The organism is Sphaerisporangium melleum (assembly GCF_014646695.1).
In the GTDB taxonomy this organism is placed as follows: domain Bacteria; phylum Actinomycetota; class Actinomycetes; order Streptosporangiales; family Streptosporangiaceae; genus Sphaerisporangium; species Sphaerisporangium melleum.
The window spans coordinates 1-24,179 of record NZ_BMNT01000036.1 but is presented as its reverse complement, the minus strand read 5'-3'; the positions used below and the strand labels follow the sequence as shown (position 1 = coordinate 24,179).

Annotated in this window: 19 protein-coding genes and 1 tRNA gene; 13 read left to right on the top strand and 7 right to left on the bottom strand. The window is 73.1% G+C overall.

Translation table 11 applies throughout. The features are described from left to right. Window positions 1-72: transfer RNA gene (locus tag IEY93_RS27885), tRNA-Gly, on the bottom strand. Window positions 73-227: 155 nt separating this feature from the next. Beyond that, window positions 228-884, bottom strand: coding sequence for an ACT domain-containing protein (locus tag IEY93_RS27880; RefSeq protein ID WP_189166110.1), 657 nt, complete (start codon window positions 882-884; stop codon window positions 228-230). A 131-nt stretch (window positions 885-1,015) separates the two neighbouring features. On the opposite strand from IEY93_RS27880, the gene dusB reads away from it, so the two are divergent. Beyond that, window positions 1,016-2,128, top strand: a complete 1,113-nt coding sequence (gene dusB, locus IEY93_RS27875) for a tRNA dihydrouridine synthase DusB (protein WP_229691536.1) — start codon at window positions 1,016-1,018, stop codon at window positions 2,126-2,128. A gap of 191 nt (window positions 2,129-2,319) precedes the next feature. On the opposite strand, the gene IEY93_RS27870 is transcribed toward dusB, so the two are convergent. Next, the gene (locus tag IEY93_RS27870; RefSeq protein ID WP_189166109.1) at window positions 2,320-4,803 is read right to left on the bottom strand and encodes a DEAD/DEAH box helicase; all 2,484 of its coding nucleotides are present in this window, start codon (window positions 4,801-4,803) and stop codon (window positions 2,320-2,322) included. A gap of 129 nt (window positions 4,804-4,932) precedes the next feature. On the opposite strand from IEY93_RS27870, the gene IEY93_RS27865 reads away from it, so the two are divergent. The 3 genes from IEY93_RS27865 (at window position 4,933) to IEY93_RS27855 (ending at window position 7,015) form a co-directional block, all read left to right on the top strand. Continuing rightward, complete coding sequence (locus tag IEY93_RS27865) at window positions 4,933-5,622, top strand: hypothetical protein (RefSeq protein WP_189166108.1); 690 nt, start codon at window positions 4,933-4,935, stop codon at window positions 5,620-5,622. A gap of 126 nt (window positions 5,623-5,748) precedes the next feature. Next, window positions 5,749-6,522 carry an HD domain-containing protein gene (locus IEY93_RS27860; protein ID WP_189166107.1) on the top strand — a complete coding sequence of 258 codons (774 nt, stop codon included), beginning with the start codon at window positions 5,749-5,751 and terminating at the stop codon, window positions 6,520-6,522. 169 nt (window positions 6,523-6,691) lie between these two features. After that, on the top strand, window positions 6,692-7,015 hold the full coding sequence (locus tag IEY93_RS27855) for a DUF4031 domain-containing protein (protein ID WP_189166106.1): 324 nt from the start codon (window positions 6,692-6,694) through the stop codon (window positions 7,013-7,015). Here IEY93_RS27855 and IEY93_RS27850 read toward each other — a convergent pair. After that, window positions 6,987-7,718 carry a rhomboid family intramembrane serine protease gene (locus IEY93_RS27850; RefSeq protein WP_203967957.1) on the bottom strand — a complete coding sequence of 244 codons (732 nt, stop codon included), beginning with the start codon at window positions 7,716-7,718 and terminating at the stop codon, window positions 6,987-6,989. The genes IEY93_RS27855 and IEY93_RS27850 overlap by 29 nt on opposite strands. A gap of 206 nt (window positions 7,719-7,924) precedes the next feature. Further along, a complete protein-coding gene (locus IEY93_RS27845) occupies window positions 7,925-8,332 on the bottom strand; it encodes a nitroreductase family deazaflavin-dependent oxidoreductase (protein WP_189166104.1) in 408 nt (135 codons plus the stop codon). Between the two features lie 139 nt (window positions 8,333-8,471). Between IEY93_RS27845 and IEY93_RS27840 the strand changes: the two genes are divergently transcribed. The 8 genes from IEY93_RS27840 to IEY93_RS27805 all read left to right on the top strand — a co-directional run bounded on the left by IEY93_RS27840 (window position 8,472) and on the right by IEY93_RS27805 (window position 19,523). After that, window positions 8,472-10,007: an SDR family oxidoreductase gene (locus IEY93_RS27840; protein WP_189166103.1), complete on the top strand. Its 1,536-nt coding sequence runs from the start codon at window positions 8,472-8,474 to the stop codon at window positions 10,005-10,007. Window positions 10,008-10,098: 91 nt separating this feature from the next. Further along, the gene (locus tag IEY93_RS27835; RefSeq protein ID WP_189166102.1) at window positions 10,099-11,481 is read left to right on the top strand and encodes a GH12 family glycosyl hydrolase domain-containing protein; all 1,383 of its coding nucleotides are present in this window, start codon (window positions 10,099-10,101) and stop codon (window positions 11,479-11,481) included. A 415-nt stretch (window positions 11,482-11,896) separates the two neighbouring features. Then, window positions 11,897-13,129 (top strand): endonuclease domain-containing protein, encoded by a 1,233-nt coding sequence (locus IEY93_RS27830; RefSeq protein ID WP_189166101.1) that lies wholly within the window; start codon window positions 11,897-11,899, stop codon window positions 13,127-13,129. Window positions 13,130-13,131: 2 nt separating this feature from the next. After that, window positions 13,132-13,851, top strand: a complete 720-nt coding sequence (locus tag IEY93_RS27825; RefSeq protein ID WP_189166100.1) for a hypothetical protein — start codon at window positions 13,132-13,134, stop codon at window positions 13,849-13,851. After that, the gene (locus IEY93_RS27820) at window positions 13,848-17,159 is read left to right on the top strand and encodes an ATP-binding protein (RefSeq protein WP_189166099.1); all 3,312 of its coding nucleotides are present in this window, start codon (window positions 13,848-13,850) and stop codon (window positions 17,157-17,159) included. Before IEY93_RS27825 ends, IEY93_RS27820 begins: the two co-directional genes overlap by 4 nt. Window positions 17,160-17,409: 250 nt before the next feature. Beyond that, window positions 17,410-18,456, top strand: coding sequence for a beta-propeller domain-containing protein (locus IEY93_RS27815; RefSeq protein ID WP_189166098.1), 1,047 nt, complete (start codon window positions 17,410-17,412; stop codon window positions 18,454-18,456). A 203-nt stretch (window positions 18,457-18,659) separates the two neighbouring features. Beyond that, entirely contained in the window at window positions 18,660-18,824 is a 165-nt protein-coding gene (locus tag IEY93_RS27810) for a hypothetical protein (protein WP_189166097.1), read from the top strand. 273 nt (window positions 18,825-19,097) lie between these two features. Further along, window positions 19,098-19,523, top strand: a complete 426-nt coding sequence (locus IEY93_RS27805; RefSeq protein WP_189166096.1) for a hypothetical protein — start codon at window positions 19,098-19,100, stop codon at window positions 19,521-19,523. 57 nt (window positions 19,524-19,580) lie between these two features. On the opposite strand, the gene IEY93_RS27800 is transcribed toward IEY93_RS27805, so the two are convergent. Continuing rightward, window positions 19,581-20,480, bottom strand: coding sequence for a MurR/RpiR family transcriptional regulator (locus IEY93_RS27800; RefSeq protein ID WP_189166095.1), 900 nt, complete (start codon window positions 20,478-20,480; stop codon window positions 19,581-19,583). Between the two features lie 338 nt (window positions 20,481-20,818). Further along, the gene (locus IEY93_RS27795) at window positions 20,819-22,324 is read right to left on the bottom strand and encodes a glycoside hydrolase family 3 N-terminal domain-containing protein (RefSeq protein ID WP_189166094.1); all 1,506 of its coding nucleotides are present in this window, start codon (window positions 22,322-22,324) and stop codon (window positions 20,819-20,821) included. Window positions 22,325-22,536: 212 nt separating this feature from the next. Between IEY93_RS27795 and IEY93_RS27790 the strand changes: the two genes are divergently transcribed. Further along, window positions 22,537-24,179 (top strand): glycoside hydrolase family 10-like protein (locus tag IEY93_RS27790; protein WP_189166093.1); only part of this gene is annotated, 1,643 nt, incomplete at its 3' end.

Here is a 24,179-nt window from a genome sequence, read left to right as displayed (position 1 = left end):
GCGGACGACGGGATTCGAACCCGCGACCCTCACCTTGGCAAGGTGATGCTCTACCAGCTGAGCCACGTCCGCGTGCCGCCTGCGGGAGGTCGCCCTCCTGCGGTGACGAGAAGGAACTCTAGCGGGTTTTCCGCGTCGGTGCCTAACCGGAAAACGTCCGGCGCCCTCCGATGGCGCTCCCGCCGCGCCCGGGTGTACTCGGTCACCAACCTGGTGACCGAGTACACCTAATCCGCCGACGAGCCGCGGAAGGTGCGGGCGACGCTGCGCTCGACCGCCGGAAGCGTCAGGAAGATCTCCAGGATGCGGGTGAGCCGGTGGACCTCGATGCGGTGGAAGGGCGGACCGTCGGCCCGCGCCAGCAGGAACGTCAGCGCGAGCGGCGGAAGCGGCGCCGCGACGATGTGCAGGCCCGAGGGCAGGGTGTGCGCCTCGGGACGCGGCGGCGTGATCGGCGGGAACGGGATCTCCTCGGGCGCCCGCCAGCTCGCGTGGACGACGGTCCGCGGCATCTTCTCGGTGCCGGCGGCGGCCCAGTCGGCGCTGAACAGCACCGGCATGGAGTCGATCATCGTGGCCAGGGCCCGGTCGCCGGCCGTGGTGATGTACTTGAGGATCTCCAGCTCCGGGTAGGTGCCGGGAGCCTCGCGGGTGACCCACACCCCTTCCACGGTCACGTCCGGGACGCCGCGCAGCGCCTCGACGAGCGTCTCGCGTGGCGCGGCGTCCGGCCAGTACACCGTGAGGTCGTCCACCGCCCGGCCCTCGCCGCGCTCGAGCACGACCAACTGGGTGATGTCGGCGCCCGCGACCCCGAGGACCCGCGTCACCTGGCCCAGGGAGCCGGGACGGTCGGGCAGCGTGATGCGCAGTCTCAGCAGCATGGAGCGGCCTCCCAACTAAGGTGGGGCGGCGCCCCTTCCAATCTAGCGGTCCGCGATCCCCCGGGTCCAAGCGACGGCCGCATACGCGGGCGCGCCGCGGTCACACCGGGCGGTGCGGTAGAAATGGGCTGGTGAAGATAGGTGCGATCGAGGTCTGGCCCCCCGTGGTGCTCGCGCCGATGGCGGGCGTCACCAACGCGCCGTTCCGCGCGCTCTGCCGCGAGCAGGGCGGCGGCCTGTACGTCTCCGAGATGATCACCACGCGCGGCCTGGTGGAACGCAACGCCAAGACCCTGGCGATGATCCGCTTCGGGGCGGGCGAGGCGCCGCGCAGCGTCCAGTTGTACGGCGTCGACCCGCGCGTCGTCGGGGAAGCCGTCCGGATGGTCGCCGAGGAGGGTCTGGCCGACCACGTCGACCTCAACTTCGGCTGCCCGGTGCCGAAGGTCACCAGGCGCGGCGGCGGCGCCGCGCTGCCCTACAAGCGCGACCTGCTGCGGCGCATCCTGCGCGCGGCGGTCGCCGGCGCCGGTGGGCTGCCGGTGACCGTGAAGATGCGCAAGGGCATCGACGACGACCACCTGACCTACCTGGACGCCGGGCGCATCGCCGCCGAGGAGGGCGTGAGCGCCGTCGCCCTGCACGCCCGCACCGCCCTGCAGCACTACGGCGGCACCGCCGACTGGGACGCCGTCGCCCGGCTGAAGGACGCCGTCCCGGAGATCCCGGTGCTCGGCAACGGCGACATCTGGAGCGCCGATGACGCCGTCCGCATGATGGAGCGCACCGGCTGCGACGGCGTGGTGGTGGGCCGGGGGTGCCTGGGCCGCCCGTGGCTGTTCCGGGACCTGGACAACGCCTTCCACGGCCGCCCCGAGCGGGCGCGCCCCACGCTGGGCGAGGTGGCGGCGACCATGATGCGGCACGCCGAGCTGCTCGCCGAGTGCTTCGGCAGCGAGACCCACGGCGTCCTCGACTTCCGCAAGCACGTCGGCTGGTACCTCAAGGGCTTCACCGTCGGCGCCGACGCGCGCCGCGCCCTGGCCACCGCCCCCTCGCTCGCCGAGCTGCGCGAGCACCTGGCGACGCTGCCTGCCGGCCAGCCCTGGCCCGGCGAGGCGGCCGACGGCCCGCGCGGCAAGTCCAGCCCCCGCGACCGCGTCCACCTGCCCGACGGCTGGCTCGACGATCCCTGCGACGGCGCGGTCGCACCGGACGCCGAACTGGACACCTCGGGCGGCTGATGCCGTTCGCCGGGTGCGGCGCTGCGGCGCGGACCCGGCGGACCTTCCCGGTCATCGCACCAGCGGCGCGGGGAGACTCCGGGCCGCCGGCCGGGTGAGCCCTCCTCGTCCACGGCCGGCGGACCCCGCCGAAGGTCCGGAGCCGGGCCGAGGCCCGGTCCGGCGCCGCCGGGAGGAACCCACCGGCACCGTCAGAGGCGGTTCAGGGCGATCACGTGGATGACCGCGCGGCCCTCCTCGTCGGAGGTGGCCAGATCGACCTGGGCGCTGATGCCCCAGTCGTGGTCGTCGGCCGGGTCGTCGAAGATCTGCCGCACCCGCCACAGCTCCTTCTCCTCCTCGATGAGCAGCAGGGCCGGCCCGCGGGCGTCCGGCCCGGTGCCGATCTCGTCGTGCTCCTCGAAGTAGGCGTCCAGCGCGTCCTCCCAGTCGATGTCGGCCAGCTCGTGCAGCTCCTCGTACCGCTCCAGCGCCGACAGCTCCACCATGCGGAACATGGCGTTGCGCACCAGCACCCGGAAGGCGCGCCGGTTGGCGGTGACCGGCTTGGTGGTCTCCTCCAGGCCGGGCCGCTCCAGCTCCTCCGAGGGGTTCTGCAGCTGCTCCCACTCGTCCAGCAGGCTGGAGTCGACCTGGCGCACCAGCTCGCCCAGCCACTCGATGAGGTCCTGCAGCTCCTCGGTCTTCATGTGGTCGGGGACGGTGCGGCTCAGCGTGCGGTAGGCGTCGGCCAGGTAGCGCAGCACGGTGCCCTCGGAGCGGGCCAGCTCGTAGAACTGCACGTACTCGGCGAACGTCATCGCCCGCTCGTACATGTCGCGCACGACCGACTTGGGGCTGACCGCGTAGTCGCCCACCCACGGGTGACCGCGCCGGTAGGTCTCGTACGCGCCGAACAGCAGCTCCTGCAGCGGCATCGGATAGGTGACCTCGGTGAGCAGCTCCATGCGCTCCTCGTACTCCACGCCGTCGGCCTTCATCTGCGCCACGGCCTCGCCGCGCGCCTTGTTGAGCTGGGCGTGCAGGATCTGCCGCGGGTCGTCCAGCGTGGACTCCACGATGGACACCACGTCCAGCGGGTAGGTCGGCGAGCCGGCGTCCAGCAGCTCGAAGGCGGCCAGCGCGAACGTCGCCAGCGCCTGGTTGAGCGCGAAGTCCTCCTGCAGGTCCACCGTGAGCCGGGCCATGCGCCCGTGCTCGTCCGGCTCGCTCAGCTTCTCCACCACCCCGCCGGCCAGCAGGGAACGGTAGATCGCGATGGCGTGGCTGATGTGCCGCCGCTGCGCCTTGCGGTCGTCATGGTTGTCGGTCAGCAGGTGCTTCATCGCCGCGAAGCAGTCGCCCGGCCGGTTGATGACGGCCAGCAGCATGGCGTTGCTCACCTTGAACCGCGAGTTCAGCGGCTCGGGCTCGGCCTTCTGCAGCCGCTCGAAGGTCTCCTCGCTCCAGCCGACGAACCCCTCGGGAGCCTTCTTGCGCACGACCCTGCGGCGCTTCTTGGGGTCGTCGCCCGCCTTGGCCAGCGCCTTCTCGTTCTCCACCACGTGGTCGGGGGCCTGGCAGACGACGTACCCGAGGGTGTCGAAGCCCGCCCGGCCGGCCCGGCCGGCGATCTGGTGGAACTCGCGGGCGCGCAGCAGCCGCACCCGGTTGCCGTCGTACTTACTGAGCGCGGTGAACAGCACCGTGCGGATCGGCACGTTCACCCCGACGCCCAGCGTGTCGGTGCCGCAGATGACCTTGAGCAGGCCCGCCTGGGCGAGGCGCTCGACCAGGCGGCGGTACTTGGGCAGCATGCCGGCGTGGTGGACGCCGATGCCGTGCCGCACCAGCCGCGACAGCGCCCGGCCGAACCTGGTGGTGAACCGGAACCTGCCGATGAGGGCGGCGATGGCGTCCTTCTCGGCCTTGGACGACATGTTGACGCTCATCAGCGCCTGCGCCCGTTCCATGGCCGCCGCCTGGGTGAAGTGCACGACGTACACCGGCGCCGACTGGGTGGACAGCAGCTCCTCCAGCGTCTCGTGCAGCGGCGTGGTGCGGTAGCTGTAGTAGAGCGGCACCGGCCGGGTGGCCGAGCGCACCACCGAGGTCTCGCGGCCCGTGCGCCGGGTCAGATCGTCCTCGAACCGCGTCATGTCCCCGAGCGTCGCCGACATCAGGACGAACTGCACCTGCGGCAGCTCCAGCAGCGGAACCTGCCACGCCCACCCGCGGTCGGGCTCGGCGTAGAAGTGGAACTCGTCCATCACGACCTGGCCGATGTCCGCCCGGGCACCGTCGCGCAGCGCGATGTTCGCCAGGATCTCGGCGGTGCAGCAGATGATCGGCGCGGAGGGGTTGACGGCGGCGTCACCGGTCATCATGCCGACGTTGTCGGTGCCGAACACCGCGCACAGGTCGAAGAACTTCTCCGACACCAGCGCCTTGATCGGCGCGGTGTAGAACGTGCGCTCGCCCTTGGCCAGCGCCGCGAAGTGCGCCCCGGCCGCCACCAGGCTCTTGCCCGAGCCGGTGGGCGTGGCCAGGATCAGGTTGTTGCCGTACACGATCTCGATCAGCGCCTCCTCCTGCGCCGGGTACAGCGTCAGCCCGCGCTGGGTGTTCCAGTCGACGAAGGCTTCGTAGAGGGCGTCCGGGCCGGTGTCCGTGGGAAGGTGCTCGAGGAGGCTCACACGTCAATACTGCCGAAACCCGCGCCATGGTCGTGCCACGAACCCGCGCCGGTCCCCGGCGAGGCGGTCAACCGGCACGGCGCCCGCCGCGTCCTTGTGCGGAGGCCGAGGGGCCCACAGGGAGGGGAAGTGGCGATGCGTGGATCGAAGACGGCCGTGATCGTGGCGATGGGGGCGGCGCTCGCGTTGCCGGCGATCCCGGCGCAGGCGGGGACGGCGGCGCGGGCGGCCGGTACGGCACCGGCCACGGCGGCGCGGCCGGCGGGCGCGCACGGCGCCGCGGCCGTGCCGGCGCCCGGCAAGGTCGCCCAGAAGCTCTTCCGGGCCTGGCTGCGCGGCGACCGTGCGGCCGCCGGCCGCGTGGCGGCCCCCGCCGCGGTCAAGACGCTGTTCGCCTACGCCTACCGCGCGCCCGACGAGTTCCGCGGCTGCACCGGCAACGCGTGCCGCTTCGTGCACACCAGCGTCCGGGTGCCGGGCGGCCTCAACGGCGTGCTGATGGTCGTCTCCGGCGGCACCGTCGCCAAGGTCTACACCTCGCGCCACCTCACCAGCCCCGGCCGGGCCGCCCAGCACCTGTTCCGCGCGTGGACGAAGGGCGACAGGAACAGCGGCCTGGAGGTCGCCACCACCGGCGCGGTGCGCACGCTGTTCCGTGCCAGGTTCGGCGGCGTCGGCTACACCTACCAGGGCTGCTTCCGCGCCGGCGGCGGCCTGCGGTGCGCCTACTCCTACGAGGGCGGAGCCATGCTGATGCACATGGGCGGCGGCAAGGCCCGCGGCTACGAGGTCCGCTCGGTCGGCTACATCGCCGACTGACAGGAGCCACCGGGCCGACGCCGGGCGGGTCTCGTTCCACCAGCTCGCTGTCCGGGCGGACTCGGTGCCGGGAGCTGCTGAGCCCGCGCCGGTGCGGCGGCGCCGCCGCCACGGCACGATGGGGTCATGAACGATCTCGTGGCGCAGTGGGCCGCGGTCGCGGGGGAGTCGGCGGCGGCCCGGGCCATCGGGGCCGAGTTGATCGCGCGCTGGTCGGAGCCGCACCGCCGCTACCACACGCTCGGCCACCTGCGCGCGGTGCTCGCCGCGATCGAGCCGCTCGCCGGCCACGCCGCCGACCCGGTGGCGGTCCGGCTCGCGGCGTGGTTCCACGACGCGGTCTACGACGGGCGGCCCGGCTGGGACGAGGAGCGCAGCGCCCAGCTCGCCGCCTCGCGCCTCGCCCGTCTCATTGCGCCCCCCGCCCCGTCCCTGACAGATCAGGGGCGGCCGGATGGCTCCGCTCCGCCCGTGTCGTCCGCGGGTGAGGTCAGGTCGCCGGGCGTCGCGCGGCCCGCCGACGGCGGGAGCCGCCGTTCTCCGGGGGGAGCGCGGCCCGCCACGGGCCCGCTGGACGGGCGGCGGGTCGCCGAGGTGGCGCGGCTCGTCCGGCTCACCGCAGGGCACGACCCGGCGCCCGGCGACCGTGACGGCGAGGTGCTGTGCGACGCCGACCTCGCGGTGCTGGCCGGGCCCGGGTACGACGCCTACGCGCGCGCGGTGCGGCAGGAGTACCGCCACGTGCCGGACGACGCCTTCCGCGCGGGCCGGGCACGTGTCCTGGACGGGCTGCTCGCCCTGCCCTCGCTGTACCGGACCCCGCCCGCCCGTGAACGCTGGGAGGCCGCCGCCCGCCGGAACCTGCGCGCCGAACTCGCCGAGCTGCGCGACGGCGGGTGAGACGCCGCGCCCTCACGGGCGAGCCCGCGGAAATGACGCGGGCGGCGCGAGGAGGGAAAGCCGCGGCGCAAGCGGCCACCTCCACCGGCTCCACCGGCTCCACCGCCTCCGCCGCCGGAGCCGCCGCGCACCGCACGGCAGGCAGGGCAGGGCCGATATCGTCCCCCTTGTGGCCGTACTCATTGATCCGCCCGCCTGGCCGGGACCGCGCGGCCTGCTGTGGTCGCACCTGGTCAGCGATGTCTCGCTGGACGAACTGCACGCCTTCGCCGCCCGGCTCGGGGTGCCGCCGCGGGCGTTCGACCGCGACCACTACGACGTACCCGAGACGGTGTACGAGCAGGCGGTGGCCCTGGGAGCCGAGCCGGTGCCCGCCAGGACGCTGGTGCGGCGCCTCACCGACGCCGGTCTGCGCCGTCGCCGCCGTGTGGTGGAGGGCAGGGCCCTCGGCCGGACGGGGGAGGTCACAGACCCAGGTCGTCGAGTTCCTTGAGCAGGGCGGCGCGGGAGGGGTCGGCGGAGGAGGTGGGGGCCGGCCGGTTCAGCCCCGGCGCCGCCGGGCCGCCGACCGGCCGGGCGGCAGGGGTGCCACCGGCGCTCCGCGCCGCCGCGCGCGGATGCCGGTCGCGGAACAGCCACCCGCCGAGGATGCCGCCGACGAAACCGGCCAGGTGCCCCTGCCAGCTGAACTCGTCGCTGGGCAGCAGCCCGGTGAACTGGTAGGCGAAGCACAGCGCCATCACCAGCCCGACCACGATGTCGATGCCGTGCCGGTCGAAGATGCCGCGCACCAGGATGTAGCCGAAGTAGCCGAACACCACGCCGCTGGCCCCGGCCGTCACGCTGCCCGGCGCGGCGACGAACCACACACCGAGCCCGCTGACCACCGCGATCAGCGCGGTGACCCACAGGAACCTGGCCACGCCGCGGTAGGCCGCGAGGAAGCCGAAGACGAACAGCGGGCCGGAGTTGCCCTCGATGTGCGCCCAGCTCCAGTGCAGGAACGGCGCGCTGACGATGGCGGGCAGCCGGTCGGGGTCGCGGGCGACGATGCCGAACACCCTGCTCAGCCCATAGGCGCCGGCCCAGTTGAGTATCTGCACCAGCCAGATGAGGGCCAGGAACCCGACCATCACCCAGAATGCCTTCCGCGCCTCCGCGACCATGATCTCGGCCGTCTGCTTCTCGCCGCCCACCGTGCCTCCCTGGTCGCGCCCGAGCGGTGACCGGACGGCGGGGAGGGCCGTGCGCCGGCCCCGCCGAGTCCCCTGCGGTCTCCGCGCGCCCATCTTCGCAAATCACCTGCCACCAGGGCCACCGCGATGCGCACAGGAACGGGACGGCATCGCGGTGCCTGGCGGGCGGCGCCCGTGGCGGAGGCCCGGGGACCCGGGAGACGAGGTCAGGAGCCGACGCGTTCCAGGATCACGACCGGGATCTCACGGTCGGTCTTGGTCTGGTACTCGTCGTACTGCGGCCAGGTCGCGGCCATCAGCCGCCACAGCTCCGGCTTCTCCTCGGGCGTCGCGGTGCGGGCCCTGGCCGGGAACCTGTCGCCCTTGACCTGGACCTCGACCTCGGGGTTCGCCTGCAGGTTCAGGTACCAGTCGGGTGACTCAGGGGCGCCGCCCTTGGACGCCACCACGATGTGGTCGTCCCCGTGCCGCTGGTAGATCAGCGGGGTGGTGTACTCCCGCCCGCTGGTGCGGCCCGTGGTGGTGAGGAGCAGGACGGTGGTGTTGTTCCAGTCGTGCCCCTCTTCGCCGTCCGTCGCCCGATATCGCTCAACGTGCTCTTTGCCGTAAAGCATGCTAATTGTCCTCTTTCTGGATGGACTTTCCAGGTGCTTACCCGCCGATGGGGGATCGATCCGCCTTTTATCTCGCGGCCGGCCACGGGGAGCAACCGGGCGCGCTCCTGGGCACGAACCAATCTAGGGAGGTGGCGAGATGGTGCGATGCCTGGTGACGGGGGCGACGGGGTACATCGGCGGCCGGCTGGCGCCCGAACTGCTGGCGGCCGGTCACGAGGTGCGCTGCATGGCGCGGTCGGCCCGGGGCCTGCGCGGGCACGGCTGGTACGACCGGGTGGAGGTGGCCGAGGCCGACGCGACCGATCCGGTGGCGACCAGGGCCGCGCTGGAGGGCGTCCAGGTGGCCTTCTACCTGATCCACACCATGGCCGCCGGGCGCGACTTCGCCGAGCGCGACCGGGTCGCGGCACGGACCTTCGCGGCGGCCGCGAAGGACGCGGGGGTGCGCCGCATCGTGTACCTGGGCGGGCTGCCCCCGCCCGAGCGGCCCTCCCCGCACATGCGCTCGCGCGCCGAGGTGGAGGAGATCCTGCTCTCCTCAGGCGTGCCGACCATCGCGTTCCGCGCCTCGGTGATCATCGGTTCGGGTTCGGTCTCCTTCGAGATGCTCCGCCACCTGACCGAACGGCTGCCGGTGATGACCACCCCCCGATGGGTGCGCACCCGCACCCAGCCCATCGCGATCAGGGACGTGCTGCGCTACCTGGCCGCCGCGCCCGGCATCCCCGAGGGCGTCAACCGGTCGTTCGACATCGGCGGGCCGGACGTGCTGACCTACGCCCAGATGATGCAGGGGTACGCCGCCGTGGCCGGACTTCCTCCCCGCCTGGTCATCCCGGTGCCGCTGCTCACGCCGCGCCTGTCCAGCCTGTGGGTGGGCCTGGTCACCCCCGTGCCCTCCGGCGTGGCCCGGCCGCTGGTCGAGTCGCTGCGGGGCGAGGCGGTCTGCCGGGAGCACGACATCGCCCGGTACATCCCCGACCCGCCGGAGGGCCTGACCCCCTTCCCCCGGGCGGTGCGGCTCGCGCTGCTGCGCATCAAGGAGGCCGACGTGGTGACCCGGTGGTCCTCGGCCTCCACGCCCGGCACGCCCAGCGAGCCGCTGCCCACCGATCCGGGCTGGGCGGGCGGCAGCCTGTACGTGGACGAGCGGGAGACGGTGGTGAACGCGCCACCCGCGGCGCTGTGGCGGATCATCGAGGGCATCGGCGGCGCCCACGGGTGGTACTCACTGCCATTGGCCTGGTGGTTCCGTGGCGCCCTGGACCGCGCGTTCGGCGGCGTCGGCCTGCGCCGCGGGCGGCGCGACCCGGCGCGGCTGCGGGTCGGTGACGCGCTGGACTTCTGGCGGGTGGAGGAGATCGAGCCGGGACGCCTGCTGCGGCTGCGCGCCGAGATGCGGCTCCCGGGGCTGGCGTGGCTGGAGCTGCGGTGCCGCCGCCGCGAGGACGGCGGCACCGTGTACGGCCAGCGGGCGATCTTCCACCCGCGAGGGCTGTTCGGCCACGTGTACTGGTGGGCCGTGTACCCCCTGCACGGGCTGATCTTCGGCCGGATGCCGGGCAACGTCGCGAGGGCCGCCGCCGCGCTGGCCAGGTCGGGAACTGAAAATTTCAGCGAGGCGTCAGACGTCGTACCTGCTCAGCCCGTGCGGCGGAGCCGGGTCCGCTGACCGGTCCTGTTCCGGAGGGTGAGCCCGCCCTAGGGTCCCGGAGATGGGAGCGCTCCCACATGCGCCCATACTCCACCCCCCTGGAGGCACGATGAAACGCCGAGCCCTGCGAGCCCTCACGGCCGTCCTCGCCGCCGTGGGCTCGATCCTCATGGCCGCCGTGGTCGCGAGCCCGGCCCACGCCGATACCGTGATCTGCGAGAAGTACGGAGCGACCACCCTGGCGGGCGGCAGGTACGTCGTGATCAACAACAACTGGGGCGACGACACCCGCCAGTGCATCAACGTCACCTCCAGCGGGTTCACCATCACCGAGGGCAACCACAACAAGCCGCAGAACGGCGCCCCCGGCTCCTACCCCGCGGTGTACGCCGGCTGCCACTACGCCAACTGCAGCACCGGCAGCAGCCTGCCGATGCGCGTCACCGACAGCAGGTTCTCCACCATCCAGACCAGCGTCAGCATGACCTACCCCGGAAGCGGCGTCTACGACGCGGCCTACGACGTCTGGTTCGACCCGACGGCCCGCACCGACGGGCAGAACACCGGGGCCGAGCTGATGGTCTGGCTGAACCACACCGGGCAGGTGCAGCCGGTGGGCTCCCGGGTCGGGACGGTCAACCTCGCGGGCGCCACCTGGGACGTGTGGTTCGGCAACACCGGCTGGAACGTCATCTCCTACGTGCGCACCTCGCCGACCAACTCGATCAGCTTCAACATCGCCACGTTCTACAACGACATGCTCAACCGGGGCTACGTGCAGAACTCGTGGTACATCACCAGCGTGCAGGCGGGCTTCGAGCCCTGGGTCGGCGGCACCGGCCTCGCCGTGAACAACTTCTCCTACAGCGTCGGCGGCGGTGGCAACGGCGGCGACACCCAGGCGCCGTCCGCGCCGTCCAACCTGAGGGCCTCGAACGTCACCTCCAGCGGCGTGAGCCTGGCCTGGAACGGCTCCAGCGACAACGTCGGCGTGACCGGGTACGACGTCTACCGGGGCTCCAGCGTTATCGGCACCACGAGTGGCACCTCCTACAACGTGAGCGGGCTGTCGGCCTCGACGGCGTACTCCTTCTCGGTGCGGGCGCGTGACGCGGCGGGCAACACCTCGGGCGCCTCCAACACCGTCTCGGTGACCACCACCTCCGGTGGCGGCAACGGCGGCTCGTGCCGGGTCACCTACACCAAGAGCGAGTGGGCCGGCGGCTTCACCGCCGACGTCACCATCGGCAGCGCCGCCGCGGTCAACGGGTGGACGCTGACCTTCACCTTCCCCGGCGACCAGCGTGTCACCAGCGCCTGGAACGCCACCGTGTCGCAGAGCGGCTCGTCGGTGACCGCGCGGAACGTCGCGCACAACCAGACGATCCCGGCGAACGGCACCGCCTCATTCGGGTTCCAGGGGACCTGGTCGTCGAGCAACGCCTCGCCGACCGGCTTCAGCCTGAACGGCACGGCCTGCACGGTGGGCTGACGCGGGGACCGCGGACCGTCCGCGGGGAGGAGGCGACCCCGCCTCCCCGCGGACGTCACCGGGCTCCATCGGGCGGATCCCTCGCTCCGCCGGTGGAGCCGGTGACCGGGCCGGGTACGGCGTGCCCCGTACCCGGCCCTCTCCATGCCCCGGGGTCTCCGGTGGTCGCCGGGGCAATTCGGTTGGCTGCCGGAATCGCGGATTCCGGCAAATATGACAAATGCTGATGTTTCGCTGAATGAGCGGCGCATTCCCTTTATTGCCCGGTAATCTCGGCGGGCTGACGTGATCCACAACCGAGGGAAGCGGCGTGGCGAGGTCGTGGGCGGATCTGCCGAGAGGGCGTGTCGTGCGCCTTTCCCCGGCGCTTTCGCGCGTGACGACCACGCGGGGGAAACCATCTCCGGGCACCGGGATGACACCGGAGGTGGCGCTCGCGGACACCGCGCCGACACGGGAAACCCTGCTCACGAACGGCGTGCCGACGCGGGAGAACCTGCTCGCGGACGGCGTGCCGACGCGGGGTGAACCGCTCGCGGACGGCGGGCCCGCCGTACTCGCCTGCGCTCTGGCGCCCGCGCGCACCGTGTCGGAAACGGTCGCGGCGCTGCTGGCCCTGATGGAAGGCGCGGCCATCGCATCCTTCCCCGCCTGGCTGCCCGCCGCACGCGCCATCACCGGCCCCGGCGGCACGGGCGTCCCGGCCGTACGCGCCCTCGCGTTCCGCGCGGCGGCGGCCGGACGCCACCACGGCCCCTTCCTGGCCGACCTGGCCGAAGCCGCGCTGCGGGCCAGGCCGCCGTCCCGGCAGAGGTTCGCCGCCCGGACGCGGGCGGTGGGACTCGCCCGGGTGCTGGCCGAGGCCGCCGGTCGCCCGCATGCCGCGATCGTGCTGGAAGTGCCCGCGGGGCTGACGGCGGCGGAGGAGGACGTGCTGGTCACCGCGTGCGAATGGCTGGCCGGGCACGGCGGCCTGGCCGTCGGGCTGACCGGGGCACCGCTGGCATCGGCGGACCGCGTCCCGGAGGTGCCCATCGCGCTTCCCCGCGCCGTCACTGCCGTCAGCGTCGTACCGGAGGCGCCGGAGGCACCGAACCCCTCCCAGCGCCGGCCGGAGGTGCCGCCCCGTCCGAGCGCCCCGCTCGGCCGTCCCGGTCTTGTCCTGCCCGCCTCTCCCATCGCCGGCCCGCTCACCCGGCCCGTCCCGGAGACGCTCGCGCGTTCCGGTCCTGAAACGCCCGCGTGGACCGGCCCCGGCCAAGGGGTCGCCCGGCTTCCGGCCGCCGCCGGCGTGCCGCACCCCGGCAGCCGCGCGGAGAAGGCGCTGGAGGCGGCCCTGTCGTCGCGTCCCTGGGCCGCCGGGCGGGTGTGGAACCAGACCTACCGGCCGCATCCGCTCGCCAACCCCATCCGCGTCGACCTGATGTGGCGGCGCGAGCGGTGCGTCGTGGAGATCGACGGCCCGGAGCACCGCTCCCTGGAGCGCTCCAAAGACGACGGCCACCGGGACGCGTGGCTTCGCGAGGACGGTTACGCGGTGCTACGCGTCACCAATGACCAGGTTTTAACCGATATAGAAGCCGTCGTCGGCCGGGTGGAGCGTTTCCTCCTGTCCCGGCGCCACGGCAAGACGCCGGAAGGACGCTGACTATGCCCGACGAGAAGAACGACGAGAAACTGTCCGATCCGCAGCTCGCGGCGATGTTCGCGTTGATGCGGGAAAGTGTGGAGATCGCCAACCCCGACCTGAAGGAGCGTTACGGCGTAACGCTGGACGGCGTCAACCGCAGGAAGCTGAACGAGCTCAAGTTCGTGGACAGCAGGAAATCCGGCCGGGCGTTCGCGCACATTCTGACCGACAGCGGCTGGAAGCGCCTCGGCGTGGAGATCCGCTCCGGCATGAGGCGGCGTCCTGGAGCCACCGGGACGATGCTGTACGCCCTGACCGGCGGCATGGGCGATTTCATGCGCCGCACCGGATACCCCCTCTCCGAAATCTGTGAGCCGGTGAGCGTCCTGGACGCCGCCCCCGAGCGGTCGGAGGCGCCTCGGGAGGCGGAGCTCGCACCGGAGCCGCGGTCCCAGGCGACCGGACCGGCGAGCACCGCGACGGAGCCCGAGGCGCGGGTGCGGGCGGCGTACGCGGCGCTGGCCGACAAGCCGGGAACCTGGGTCGGCCTGGCCAAGGTCAGAACGCTGCTCGCCGACCTCCCGAGGGCCGAGGTGGACGAGACGTTGCGCCGGATGAACGACCTGCCCGACGTCACGTTGGTCCCGGAGGCCAACCAGAAGACGCTGTCCGAGCAGGACCGCGAGGCGGCGGTGACCATCGGCGGCCAGAACAAGCATCTGCTGTGGATCGGAGCATGATGACCGGCGAGGAGAGCAGAGCCCTCGGGGCGATCAGGTTCAACTGGGCCGAACTGCCCGACGACGTGTGGCGTCCCTCCCCCTTCCACGTCGACGGCCTGCACCGCGCCACCACCCAGATGCTGCTCGACGGGCTCGCCGCCGCCGGGGAGAGCGTGGACGCCAGCCCCATCGGCGTGGTGATGCAGGGCCAGCGGGGATCGGGGAAGACGCACCTGCTGGGCTGGATGCGCGAGCGGACCCAGGAGGAGGGCGGCTACTTCTTCCTGGTGGAACTGCTCGACGCCAGGGACTTCTGGGAGAGCGTGGCGCTGTCGATGCTGGACGGCCTGGCCCGGGAGATCGACGGCGAGAGCCAGTTGCGCATGTTCCTGCTGAAGCTGTCGTCGCTGGTCGGCGTCCAGCGGCTGGCGCGGCGCGAGCTGACGGGCAAGGCCGCGCTGACCAAAGAGACCCTGGACGTCTTCGTGGACCTGCTGCGCCGCTTCCACCCCCGGGTCGGACGCGAGACACAGGACACGCTCCGCGCGCTGGTGCTGCAGGCGTCCAATGACCTGAACGCCCAGGATGTGGGCTACTCCTACCTGTCCTGCCGGCCCGAGGGCGAGCCGGGGGAGCGGGCCAGGTGGGGGATGCGGCATGACGAGAGCAGGCCGGCCACGGAGATCGTGCGCGATGTCTCCCGCCTGCTCGCGCTGACCGGGCCCTCCGTGATCGCGGTGGACCAGATCGACACGCTCATCTCCCAGTCGCATGTCTCTTCCCAAGGAGAGACCGCGCAGAGCCGGGGCGAGAACGAGACGGTCGAGCGGATCGCCCACGGGCTGATGACACTGCGGGAGGTCACCCGGCGCACGCTGACCGTGCTGTCGTGCCTGCCCGCGACCTGGATGCTCATCGAGACGGTCGCGACCGACAGTGTTCAGGATCGCTTCCGGCAGGCGACCCCTTTGAAGACCATTCCGGACGCGAAGATCGGCCACCGGCTGGTCGAGCGGCGGTTCACCGAGGTCTACCGCAAGGCCCGGTTCCACCCGCCGTACCCGACCTGGCCGGTCAGGCCGTCCGCGTTCGACGGCGCCACCGGGTTCACCGCACGCCAGCTCTTGATCACGATCGACACCCATGTGCGGGCCTGCCTGGCGGCCGAGGAGATCATCGAGCTGGAAGACCTGAACGCGCCCACCGCTCTTCCGGCCGGCGCCGGGAACCGCGGCGCGGACCCCGCTCCGCACGAGCTGGCGGTGCTGGACGCGCGGTTCGGCGAGTTGCGGGAGCGGGCCGACTTCGCCGGCGCGCTGGAGGCGGACACCGAGGACGCGGTGATGCCCGCCCTGCTCGCGGCGGGGCTGACCGCCTGGATCGCCGGCCGGGGTGAGGACGGGCAGGCGTTCACCCAGGACGGCCCGCCGAGTGCCAAGCCGTCGCTGCACGCCCGCCTGCGCCGCAGCCTGGCGGAGGACACCGAGGACGAGGCGCACTGGGCCTTCCGCGCCGTCACCGCCGATCATCCGAACGCCGCGCTCAACCGGCTGCGCACCGCCTGCGTGGCGGCCGGGCTGAACGCCGGGACGGCCGGGCGGCGGCTGTTCGTGCTGCGGAACACCCAGTGGTCCAAGGGCGAACGCACGCAGGAGGTCCTGGCCCGGTTCGAGCGGGCCGGTGGGCGCACGCTGCGCGTCGAGGACGAGGACGTGCGCACCCTCGCCGCGTTGCGCGACCTGCTCGCCGAGAACGACCCGCGCCTGCCGGTCTGGCTCGTGGCCCGTGACCCGGCGGGCGGGGTGAAGGTGCTGAACGAGGCGCTGGCGGACGTGTGGACCGTTCCTGACCGCCAGGACGCGCGAGGTCACCAGGAGGCTGAGCCCGCCACGCAGGCGGAGTCGCCCTCGCCCGTGTCCGTCGGTCAGGGCACGGTGCCCGCAGGCCCGGCCGGGGGCCGTGACGCAGCGGGGTCCGGTTCCGGCGGGCCGGGCCGTGCCGGCGCGCCCGGAGGCGCGGGGGTGTCCGCTACGGTGCCTTCGCCGGGCGGTACGTCGTCCGGCGAGGCGACCGGGAGCTTCGGGACGGCGGTGACGCTCGGCCGGGCGACCGGGGACGGGACTCCCGTCACGGTGGACCTGGCGACGCTGCGCAGGCACACGGCGATCTTCGCCGGCTCCGGATCGGGCAAGACCGTGCTCATCCGCCGCCTGGTCGAGGAGTGCGCGCTGCGCGGCGTCTCGTCGATCGTTCTCGACCCGAACAACGACCTGGCGCGCCTGGGGGAGGCGTGGCCGCAGAAGCCGTCGTTGTGGGCCGAGGGCGACGACGCCAGGGCCGAGGAGTACCTGGCCAACACCGACGTCGTGGTGTGGACGCCGCTGCGCGAGGGCGGGCGCCCGCTGGCCTTCCAGCCGCTGCCCGACTTCAGTGGCGTCGCGGACGACCCCGACGAGTTCAACGAGGCGGTGAACGCCGCCGTGGCGTCCCTCGCGCCGCGGGCCAAGCTCGTGGGGAACACGCCGAAGGCCCACCAGGGACTGGCCGTGCTGCGGGAGGCGCTGATCCACCACGGCCGGCGGGGTACGACCACCCTGCGGGGTTTGATCGCCCTGCTGTCGGACCTGCCCGACGGGATCAGCGAGCTGGCCGGCGCCCGGAAGCTGGCCGCGGACATCGCGCAGAACCTCACCGCGGCCATGGTCAACGACCCGCTGTTCGGCGGGTCCGGGGCCACCACGGACCCCGGGGTGCTGCTCACCCCGCCCCCGGGCCGGCGGGCGCGGGTCTCGGTGGTCAGCCTGGTCGGGCTGCCGTCCGACGAGCAGCGGCAGAGCTTCGTCAACCAGCTGCAGATGGCGCTGTTCGCCTGGATCAGGCGCAATCCGGCGGCCGGCCGGCCGCTCGGCGGGCTGTTCGTGATGGACGAGGCGCAGATCTTCGCCCCGGCCGGGGCGGCGACGCCCTGCACGCGGAGCACGCTGGCGCTGGCCTCCCAGGCGCGCAAGTACGGGCTGGGCCTGGTGTTCGCGACGCAGGCGCCGAAGGGGTTGCACAACCACATCCCGGGCAACGCGGCGACCCAGTTCTTCGGCCTGCTGAACGCCCCGGTGCAGATCGCCGCGGCCAAGGAGATGGCCCGGACCAAGGGCGGCAACGTCGCCGAGGTCGGACGACTCGGTGCCGGGGAGTTCTACGTGGCGGCCGAGGGCGCCGGCTTCCGCAGGATCCAGGCGCCGCTCTGCCTCAGCCACCATCCGGAGCAGGCCCTGACCGCCGAGGAGGTCGTGGCGCGCGCCAGGGTGTCCTCCCCGTCCGCGGGCTGACCAGGCACTCCGTCCAGGGCCGGCCGTGCCCGCGCCGGCCGGCCCCGGACGTGCCCGCTGCGGTGCTCGGCGATCGATCGCAGGGGGCGGCGGACCGGGATCGGGCCTCGCGTAGACGGATATGTCGGTCCTGCGGGACACTGTCAGGATTGATCATTGGACGGGCGGGAGCGGCCGGCGTGATCAGAGTGGCGCGTTTCCGGCGGCTCAAGTTCTCGAGATGCGACAGGGGGGCATGATGAGCCCGAGCGTGATGACCGGAACGGACCCGGCACCGTTCCATCTGCGGCGCGACACCGGCGCTCTGCCGCAGGCGGTGCAGGCGCTGGCCGGCGCGCTGCCGGCCCGGAGTCTCGCCGCCGTGCTCGCCGACGCCAACCGCAGCGCCGTCCGCAAGGGCGCCACGTCGGCGTTCGGCACGATGTCCCCCAAACCCGCCGACTGGTACTGCTTCCAGGACGGGGACGACGACACCACCGACTGGTACCCGCAGGGAGTGGCCTGCGGGGCACAGGGCAGCCACGGCGACGCGCACACCTTCGCGATCACCTGGTACTGGAAGCCGGACGGCTCGGCGGCCGAGCGGGGCGTGCGGGTGTCGTTCCTGAGCACGGCCACCCGCAAGTACCGGCACGTGCTGCTCGTCGAGCCCAAGGGGGCCGACTACCGGGCGATCAACATCCACGCCGGTGGTGTCGCCTGGTACGGAGACCTGCTCTACGTGGCCGACACCACCCGCGGCATGCGGGTGTTCGACACCCGGCACATCTACGAGGTGAAGGGCGACGACGACAAGATCGGCCTGCGCGGCGGCAAGTACCACGCCTTCGGGTACCGGTACGTGATGCCGCAGGTGGACTTCTGGCGCGGTGCCGGGCAGGCGCGCTTCTCCTTCGTCGCCGTCGACCGCAGCCGGAGCCCGCACATGCTCGTCTCCGGCGAGTACGTCGACCCGGCCTCGGAGCCGGGCCAGGCCGGACGGGTGGCCCGCTGGCCGCTGGGGGCGGACGGTGCGCTGTCCGCCGGTCCCGACGGCATCGCGCAGGCCGCACACGCCTTCACCCTGCCCGCCGCCAAGATCCAGGGCGCGGTCTCGAACAAGGGGAGCTGGTACCTCAGCCAGGCCGCCTCCTCGGTCAAGAACGGCTCGCTGCTGGTGCTCACGGACGGCCGGCCCGCGGAGGTACGCCGGTTCCCGGTGGGCCCGGAGGACCTCACCTGCTGCGCGGAGAAGAAGCAACTCTGGAGCGTCACCGAGTTCGCCGGCCGCCGCACCGTGTTCGCCGTCCCCCTCTGAAGCCCCTCAGGGACCGCTCGCGAAAGCCTTCCGCAAGGCACCGATCCGCGCCGGGCCGGCCCTCCTGGCATGGGCCCGGCCCGGCCGATCCGGACGGGGGTGCGGGGAGGGCCCTGGGGCGACCCTGAGGGGCGACCCTGGCTCGTCCCTGAACCGCGGCCGCGAGTCCGCCACGGCGGGCTCGCGGGACCTAGCCTTGAGGCATGGCTCGAATCCTTCTCCTCATAGCCGTCGTGATCGTCGGCTTCATGCTGCTCGGCACCGTGATCGGCCTGATCGCGGGCATCCTCAAGTGGGCGCTCATCATCGGCGTGGTCGTCCTCGCGTACCTGGCCCTCTCCCGCATCCTCCGCTCCCGCCACTCCTGAGACGCCCGGCCGCGCGGAGCGGGCGCTCCCGGCCAACCGCCCCCGCACCGGGGTCCGCGGCCTTCGATCCGCGTACGGCCGCGACGACAACGGCGCGGCCCTGGGTCGGGAAGGCCGCCCTGGCCCTTTCCCGACGCGCTCCGGCCGATGAACCAGGACCCGTCCCGGCTCGGTACGGCCGCGCGGTGGCCCGGTCGGCGGTAGGAGGCGGGATGCCCCGGGTATGTCATCGGTGACCGGCGTCCGGCACCGAGTTCAGTTCAGGGGGCACCCATGCGTTTCCTCGCTCCTCTGCACCACCTGCCCCTGCGCGCCGCCACCGGCGCGTACATCCTGAACTCCGGGCTGGGCAAGAAGGACGCGGACCAGCAGACGGCGGCGTGGCTGCACGGCCAGGCCGCCGGCGCCTATCCGTTCCTCAAGGACATCGATCCGGCGCGGTTCGCCCGGCTGCTGTCGGCCGCGGAGACCGCGCTCGGCGTGGCGCTGCTCCTGCCGGTGGTCCCCTCGTCCCTCGCCGGTCTCGGCCTGACCGCCTTCGGGGCCGGCCTGGTCGGGCTCTACCTGCGCACCCCTGGGATGCGCGAACCGGGTGGCGTCCGCCCGACATCGGAAGGCGCCGGCCTGGCCAAGGACGTCTGGCTTCTCGGCGCCGGCCTCACCCTCGCCTTGGAGGGGTGTCACCGAGGTCGGCGCTGATCTGCGCCCCGGCCGGTTCGGTCGGCCCGCGGAGTGACACCACGGCCGATACGGCGGTCAGGGGCGGCGGGTGCGCGTGCGGGGGTCGGTGAGGAACTGGTCGACGGCGTCGCGGGTGGTGCGCAGAGCCTGGTTGGAGACCTCGGAGGTGCGCTGGGCCACGCCGACGAACACGTAGTCGACCACGAGCAACTGGCTGATGCGGCTGGCGAGCGCGCCGGGGCGGAAGGCGGTCTCCCGGCCGGCCGAGATCAGCACGTGGTCGGACACCTCGGCCAGCGACGAGCGCGGGTTGTTGGTGATCGCCACCGTCGTCGCCCCTGCCTTGCCCGCCAGCCGCATCGGCTCCAGGACGTCCGGGGTCTCGCCGGTGCAGCTGACCCCGACCGCCACATCGCCCGCCTTCAGCAGCACCGCGCTGGTGAGGGCCAGATGCGCGTCGGTGAAGGCGTGCGCCGACAGGCCGATGCGCAGGAGCTTCTGCGCCATGTCCGCGGCGACCAGCCCCGAGGCGGCCACGCCGTACACGTCCACCCGGCGGGCGGCGGTGATGGCGTCGACCACCTCGCCGAGCCGCTCGGGGGAGAGCTGGGCGGCGGTGTCCTCGATGGCCTCCCGCTCGGCCCGTGTCACCTTGGCGATGACGTCGGACAGCGGGTCGTCGGGGGCGAGGTCGCCCGGAACGAGCCGGTCGGGGCCCTGGTGGGCGGCGGCCGCGGCCAGTGCCAGCCGCAACTGGGCGTACCCGGAGAAGCCGAGCACCCTGGCCGTGCGCACGATCGTCGCCTCGCTGGTCGCGGAGGCCGCGCTGAGCTCGGTGATGGTGCTACGGGCGACCGTGGCCGGGTCGTCCAGGATGAGCCGCGCGATGAGCTGCGCGGACGGTGTGAGCGAGGGGAGCACGGCCCGCACCCGGGCGACCAGGTTCTCCGGGGTTGAGCGCTGCGGGTCGATCATGTGGTTCCTTATCTGTTACCGACACATTACTCAATCCTGGTCGTGGTGAACGCCCTTGTAGGAGTCCTTTGTGTCGTTCCATAAGGATCGCCGGGAATCCGGACAGATCGTGGGATTCCCAGGGGTTCGGTACGGTCACGACCGCGCACGGCCGGGCGAGCGTGATGTCCCGGCGGGAGCCGATGAGCGGGCTCACGCGCGTGAGTGAACCCGGAAGGGGTCCGGGCCGGCGTGTCATCGAGGCGGGAGCGATCGGCGGACCGGCTCCCGGAGATGCCGCAGACGGCGATGTCACTTCGTGGCCGGAGCCGCGAGTGCCCAAGGAGGTCGGGACCGGTTCAGCGGCCGGTGAGCCATTCGGCGGCGGCCAGCGCCGACACCCGCGAGCTGCCGCTGGTCGTCAGATGGACGGCGCCCACCGGCGGGCCGGGCAGGCCGGTCTCGACCACGACGGCGTCGGGGCGGCGCCGCAGGATCTCCGCCAGCACCTCGCGCATCCAGGCGTGCCGGTGCGCGTCGTGCGTGACCACCACCACCGGCGCCTCGCCGGGCGCGCGCAGCGCGGGGAGCAGCGTTCGCTCAGGGGTGAGCACCACGCGCTCGGTGCCGGGCAGCAACGCGGCCAGCGCCTCGCCGGGACCGTAGGGCAGGGGAGTGTCGATCGCCCGGTGCGGCCGGGCCGTCATCTCGACGACCTGCGGCGGCCGGGTCAGCGCGGGACGCTCCCCAGGCGTCCCGGTGGGTGCGGTGACGCGCAGGGCACGGCGGGCGGTGTCCAGCCCGAGCCGGGAGACGCCGTACCGGGGATCGCGGGAGATCGTCCCCACGGCTCCCCGCACCCGTCCCATGGCGGTCTCGTGCCAGGAGGCGAGCGCGTGGACCCGGCCGGCCGCCTCGACCAGGCGGCCCTCGGCCAGGGTGCCGTCGTGCACGGCGGCGACGATGGCGCCGATCAGCGCGGCGACGTTCTCGCCGCCGGGCGTGGCGGCGCCGACGCACACGGCGTCGGCGCCGGCGGCGAGCGCCCGCACCGCGATCAGCGGCTGCGGCAGGCGGGCGGCGACGGCGCGCATCTCGATCGCGTCGGTCACGGCCACCCCGTCGAATCCGAGCTCCTCGCGGAGCAGGCCGGTGAGGATGCGCCGGCTGAGCGTGGCGGGCCGCTCGGCGTCCAGGACGGGGACCATGAGGTGCCCGCACATGATCGCGCGTACCCCGGCGGTGACGGCGGCGCGGAAGGGCGGCAGGTCCCGCCGTTCCAGCAGTTCGCGGGACGCGTGGACGGTGGGCAGGGCCAGATGGGAGTCGGTCAGGGTGTCGCCGTGCCCGGGGAAGTGCTTGGCGCAGGCCGCGACGCCCGTACTCTGCAGCCCGGTGATCCAGGCCGCGGTGTGCCGGGAGACCAGGGCGGGGTCGGCCCCGAAGGACCGGATGCCGATGACCGGGTTGGCGGGGTCGGCGTTGACGTCCACGTCGGGGGCGTAGTCGAGGGTGATGCCGGTCTCGGCGAGCAGCAGGCCGATCTCCCTGCCGGTCGCCTCCGTCGCGGCGGTGTCGTCCAGCAGGCCGAGTGCGGCGTTGCCGGGCCATGAGCTGCCGGCCGCGGCCTCCAGGCGGGTCACCGCGCCGCCCTCCTCGTCGATGGCCACGACGACCCGCGGGTTCTCCCCGCGCAGGCGCTGGACTAGCCTGGGGGTGTCCGCCGAGACGTTACGGGCGAACAGCACCACGCCTCCGAGGCCGTCGGCGAGCAGTCTGAGCAGCCAGCTCGGCGGAGCGGTTCCGTCGAAGCCCGGCTGCAGCACCGCGGCGGCGAGGCGGGCGAGTTCCGGACTGTGCGGCATTCGCGGCTTCCCGGTCGTCGTCGGCGTCGAGCGGCGTCCCCGGTGGCGCTGCCGGGCGGCGTCGCGCCTGTCTTCCAGAAGTCTTCCGTCATCCGTCCCCGGTTAGGTCACGGCTCGATGACAATTTTCTTCATATCATTGGCTCTTGCAGAAGCCGTTCGCCATTGCCGTGCCGTCGGCGTGGTCGCCTCACCACGCTCCGGGGAGGTCCGATGAACCCCCATCCGCTGAGCCGCAGGTCCGTCCTGGGCGGTCTCGCCGCGATCGCGCTGGGCGGACCGGTGGCCGTCGCCCAGGCGAGGGCGACCGCCCAGGAGCGGACGGCGGGCGATGCCGCCGTACCGCATGCCGGAGCCCCGGCGGCGGGCGGCGGACACGCCTCAGCGCGGCAGATGCGCGGCATGTGGATCGCCTCCGTGGTGAACACCAACTGGCCCTCGCGCCCCGGCCTCAGCGCCGCACAGCAGAAGAGCGAGTTCCTCTCCTGGCTCGACCTGGCCGTCGCGCGCCGGCTCAACGCGGTGTTCGTCCAGGTCAGGCCGACCGCCGACGCCTTCTGGCCCTCCGCCCTGGAACCGTGGTCGCAATATCTGACCGGAGTGCAGGGGCGTGACCCCGGCTACGACCCGCTCGGCTTCATGGTCGAGGCCGCCCACCGGCGCGGGCTCGCCTTCCACGCCTGGTTCAACCCCTACCGGGTCTCCATGCAGGGCGACCTCCGGCGGCTCGCGCCCGAGCACCCCGCGCGCCGCAACCCCGGCTGGACGGTCACCTACGACGGCAAGCTCTACTACAACCCGGGGCTGCCTAAGGTGCGCGCCTTCGTGCAGGACGCGATCATGGACGCGGTCACCCGGTACGACATCGACGGCGTGCACTTCGACGACTACTTCTATCCCTACCCGGTGCCCGGCAAGCAGTTCAACGACGCCGCCGCGTACGCGCGGCACGGGTCCGGCTTCGCGGACAAGGCGGCCTGGCGGCGGCACAACGTCAACCTGCTGATCAAGGAGATGGGCGAGCGCGTCCGCAAGGCCAAGCCGTACGCGCAGTGGGGGGTGAGCCCCTTCGGCATCTGGCGCAACGCCGGCACCGACCGGCACGGCTCGGCCACCTCCGGCTCGCAGTCCTACGACGACCAGTACGCCGACAGCCGCCTCTGGGTGCGCAAGGGCTGGATCGACTACGTCGTGCCCCAGCTCTACTGGTACATCGGGATGAAGGCCGCCGACTACGCCGTGCTGGCCCCCTGGTGGGCGCGACTGGTCGAGGACACCCGCACCCTGCTGTGGATCGGTCAGGGCGCCTACAACGTCGGCGTCGCCGGCCTGCCCGCCCCCTGGCAGGACCCGGCGGAGCTGTCCCGGCACCTCACCATGAACAGAGACCACCCCGGGATCGGCGGTGACGTCTACTTCAGCGCGGGCGACCTGCGGGCCGACCGCATCGGCGCCATCCAGCGGCTGCAACGTGACCACTACCAGCGGCCCGCGCTGCCGCCGGTGCCCCCTCGCCTGGCCTCCGGCCCGCGCCCGCACCGGCCGGTGATCACCCGCGCGGCGGCGGCCCGCGGGGGAGTGGCCCTCAGCGTGCGGGCGACCGGCCACGCCGAGCCCCGGCTGTACGCGGTCTACCGGTTCGACGGGCGGGACGAGAAGACCGCCGGCGGCCGTCAGGGCGGCGGGCGCGGCCCGCGGGCGCGGGAGCGGGACCTGGCCGCGCACCTGGTGGCGGTGCTGCCCGGCGGCCGGCGGGCCGAGTACACCGATCCAGGAGGCCGCACCGGCTCGCGCTACCGCGTGACCGCCCTGGACCGCGCCAACCGCCAGAGCCACCCCAGCCCCACCCGCCGCGC

What these genes read in the sequence shown, in the direction of transcription:
- IEY93_RS27880 (WP_189166110.1), bottom strand. Translation starts at nt 884, where the DNA reads ATGCTGCTGAGACTGCGCATCACGCTGCCCGACCGTCCCGGCTCCCTG.
- IEY93_RS27860 (WP_189166107.1), top strand. Translation starts at nt 5,749, where the DNA reads ATGAACGATCTCGTGGCGCAGTGGGCCGCGGTCGCGGGGGAGTCGGCG.
- IEY93_RS27845 (WP_189166104.1), bottom strand. Translation starts at nt 8,332, where the DNA reads ATGCTTTACGGCAAAGAGCACGTTGAGCGATATCGGGCGACGGACGGC.
- IEY93_RS27840 (WP_189166103.1), top strand. Translation starts at nt 8,472, where the DNA reads ATGGTGCGATGCCTGGTGACGGGGGCGACGGGGTACATCGGCGGCCGG.
- IEY93_RS27835 (WP_189166102.1), top strand. Translation starts at nt 10,099, where the DNA reads ATGAAACGCCGAGCCCTGCGAGCCCTCACGGCCGTCCTCGCCGCCGTG.
- IEY93_RS27830 (WP_189166101.1), top strand. Translation starts at nt 11,897, where the DNA reads ATGACACCGGAGGTGGCGCTCGCGGACACCGCGCCGACACGGGAAACC.
- IEY93_RS27825 (WP_189166100.1), top strand. Translation starts at nt 13,132, where the DNA reads ATGCCCGACGAGAAGAACGACGAGAAACTGTCCGATCCGCAGCTCGCG.
- IEY93_RS27820 (WP_189166099.1), top strand. Translation starts at nt 13,848, where the DNA reads ATGATGACCGGCGAGGAGAGCAGAGCCCTCGGGGCGATCAGGTTCAAC.
- IEY93_RS27810 (WP_189166097.1), top strand. Translation starts at nt 18,660, where the DNA reads ATGGCTCGAATCCTTCTCCTCATAGCCGTCGTGATCGTCGGCTTCATG.
- IEY93_RS27805 (WP_189166096.1), top strand. Translation starts at nt 19,098, where the DNA reads ATGCGTTTCCTCGCTCCTCTGCACCACCTGCCCCTGCGCGCCGCCACC.
- IEY93_RS27800 (WP_189166095.1), bottom strand. Translation starts at nt 20,480, where the DNA reads ATGATCGACCCGCAGCGCTCAACCCCGGAGAACCTGGTCGCCCGGGTG.
- IEY93_RS27795 (WP_189166094.1), bottom strand. Translation starts at nt 22,324, where the DNA reads ATGCCGCACAGTCCGGAACTCGCCCGCCTCGCCGCCGCGGTGCTGCAG.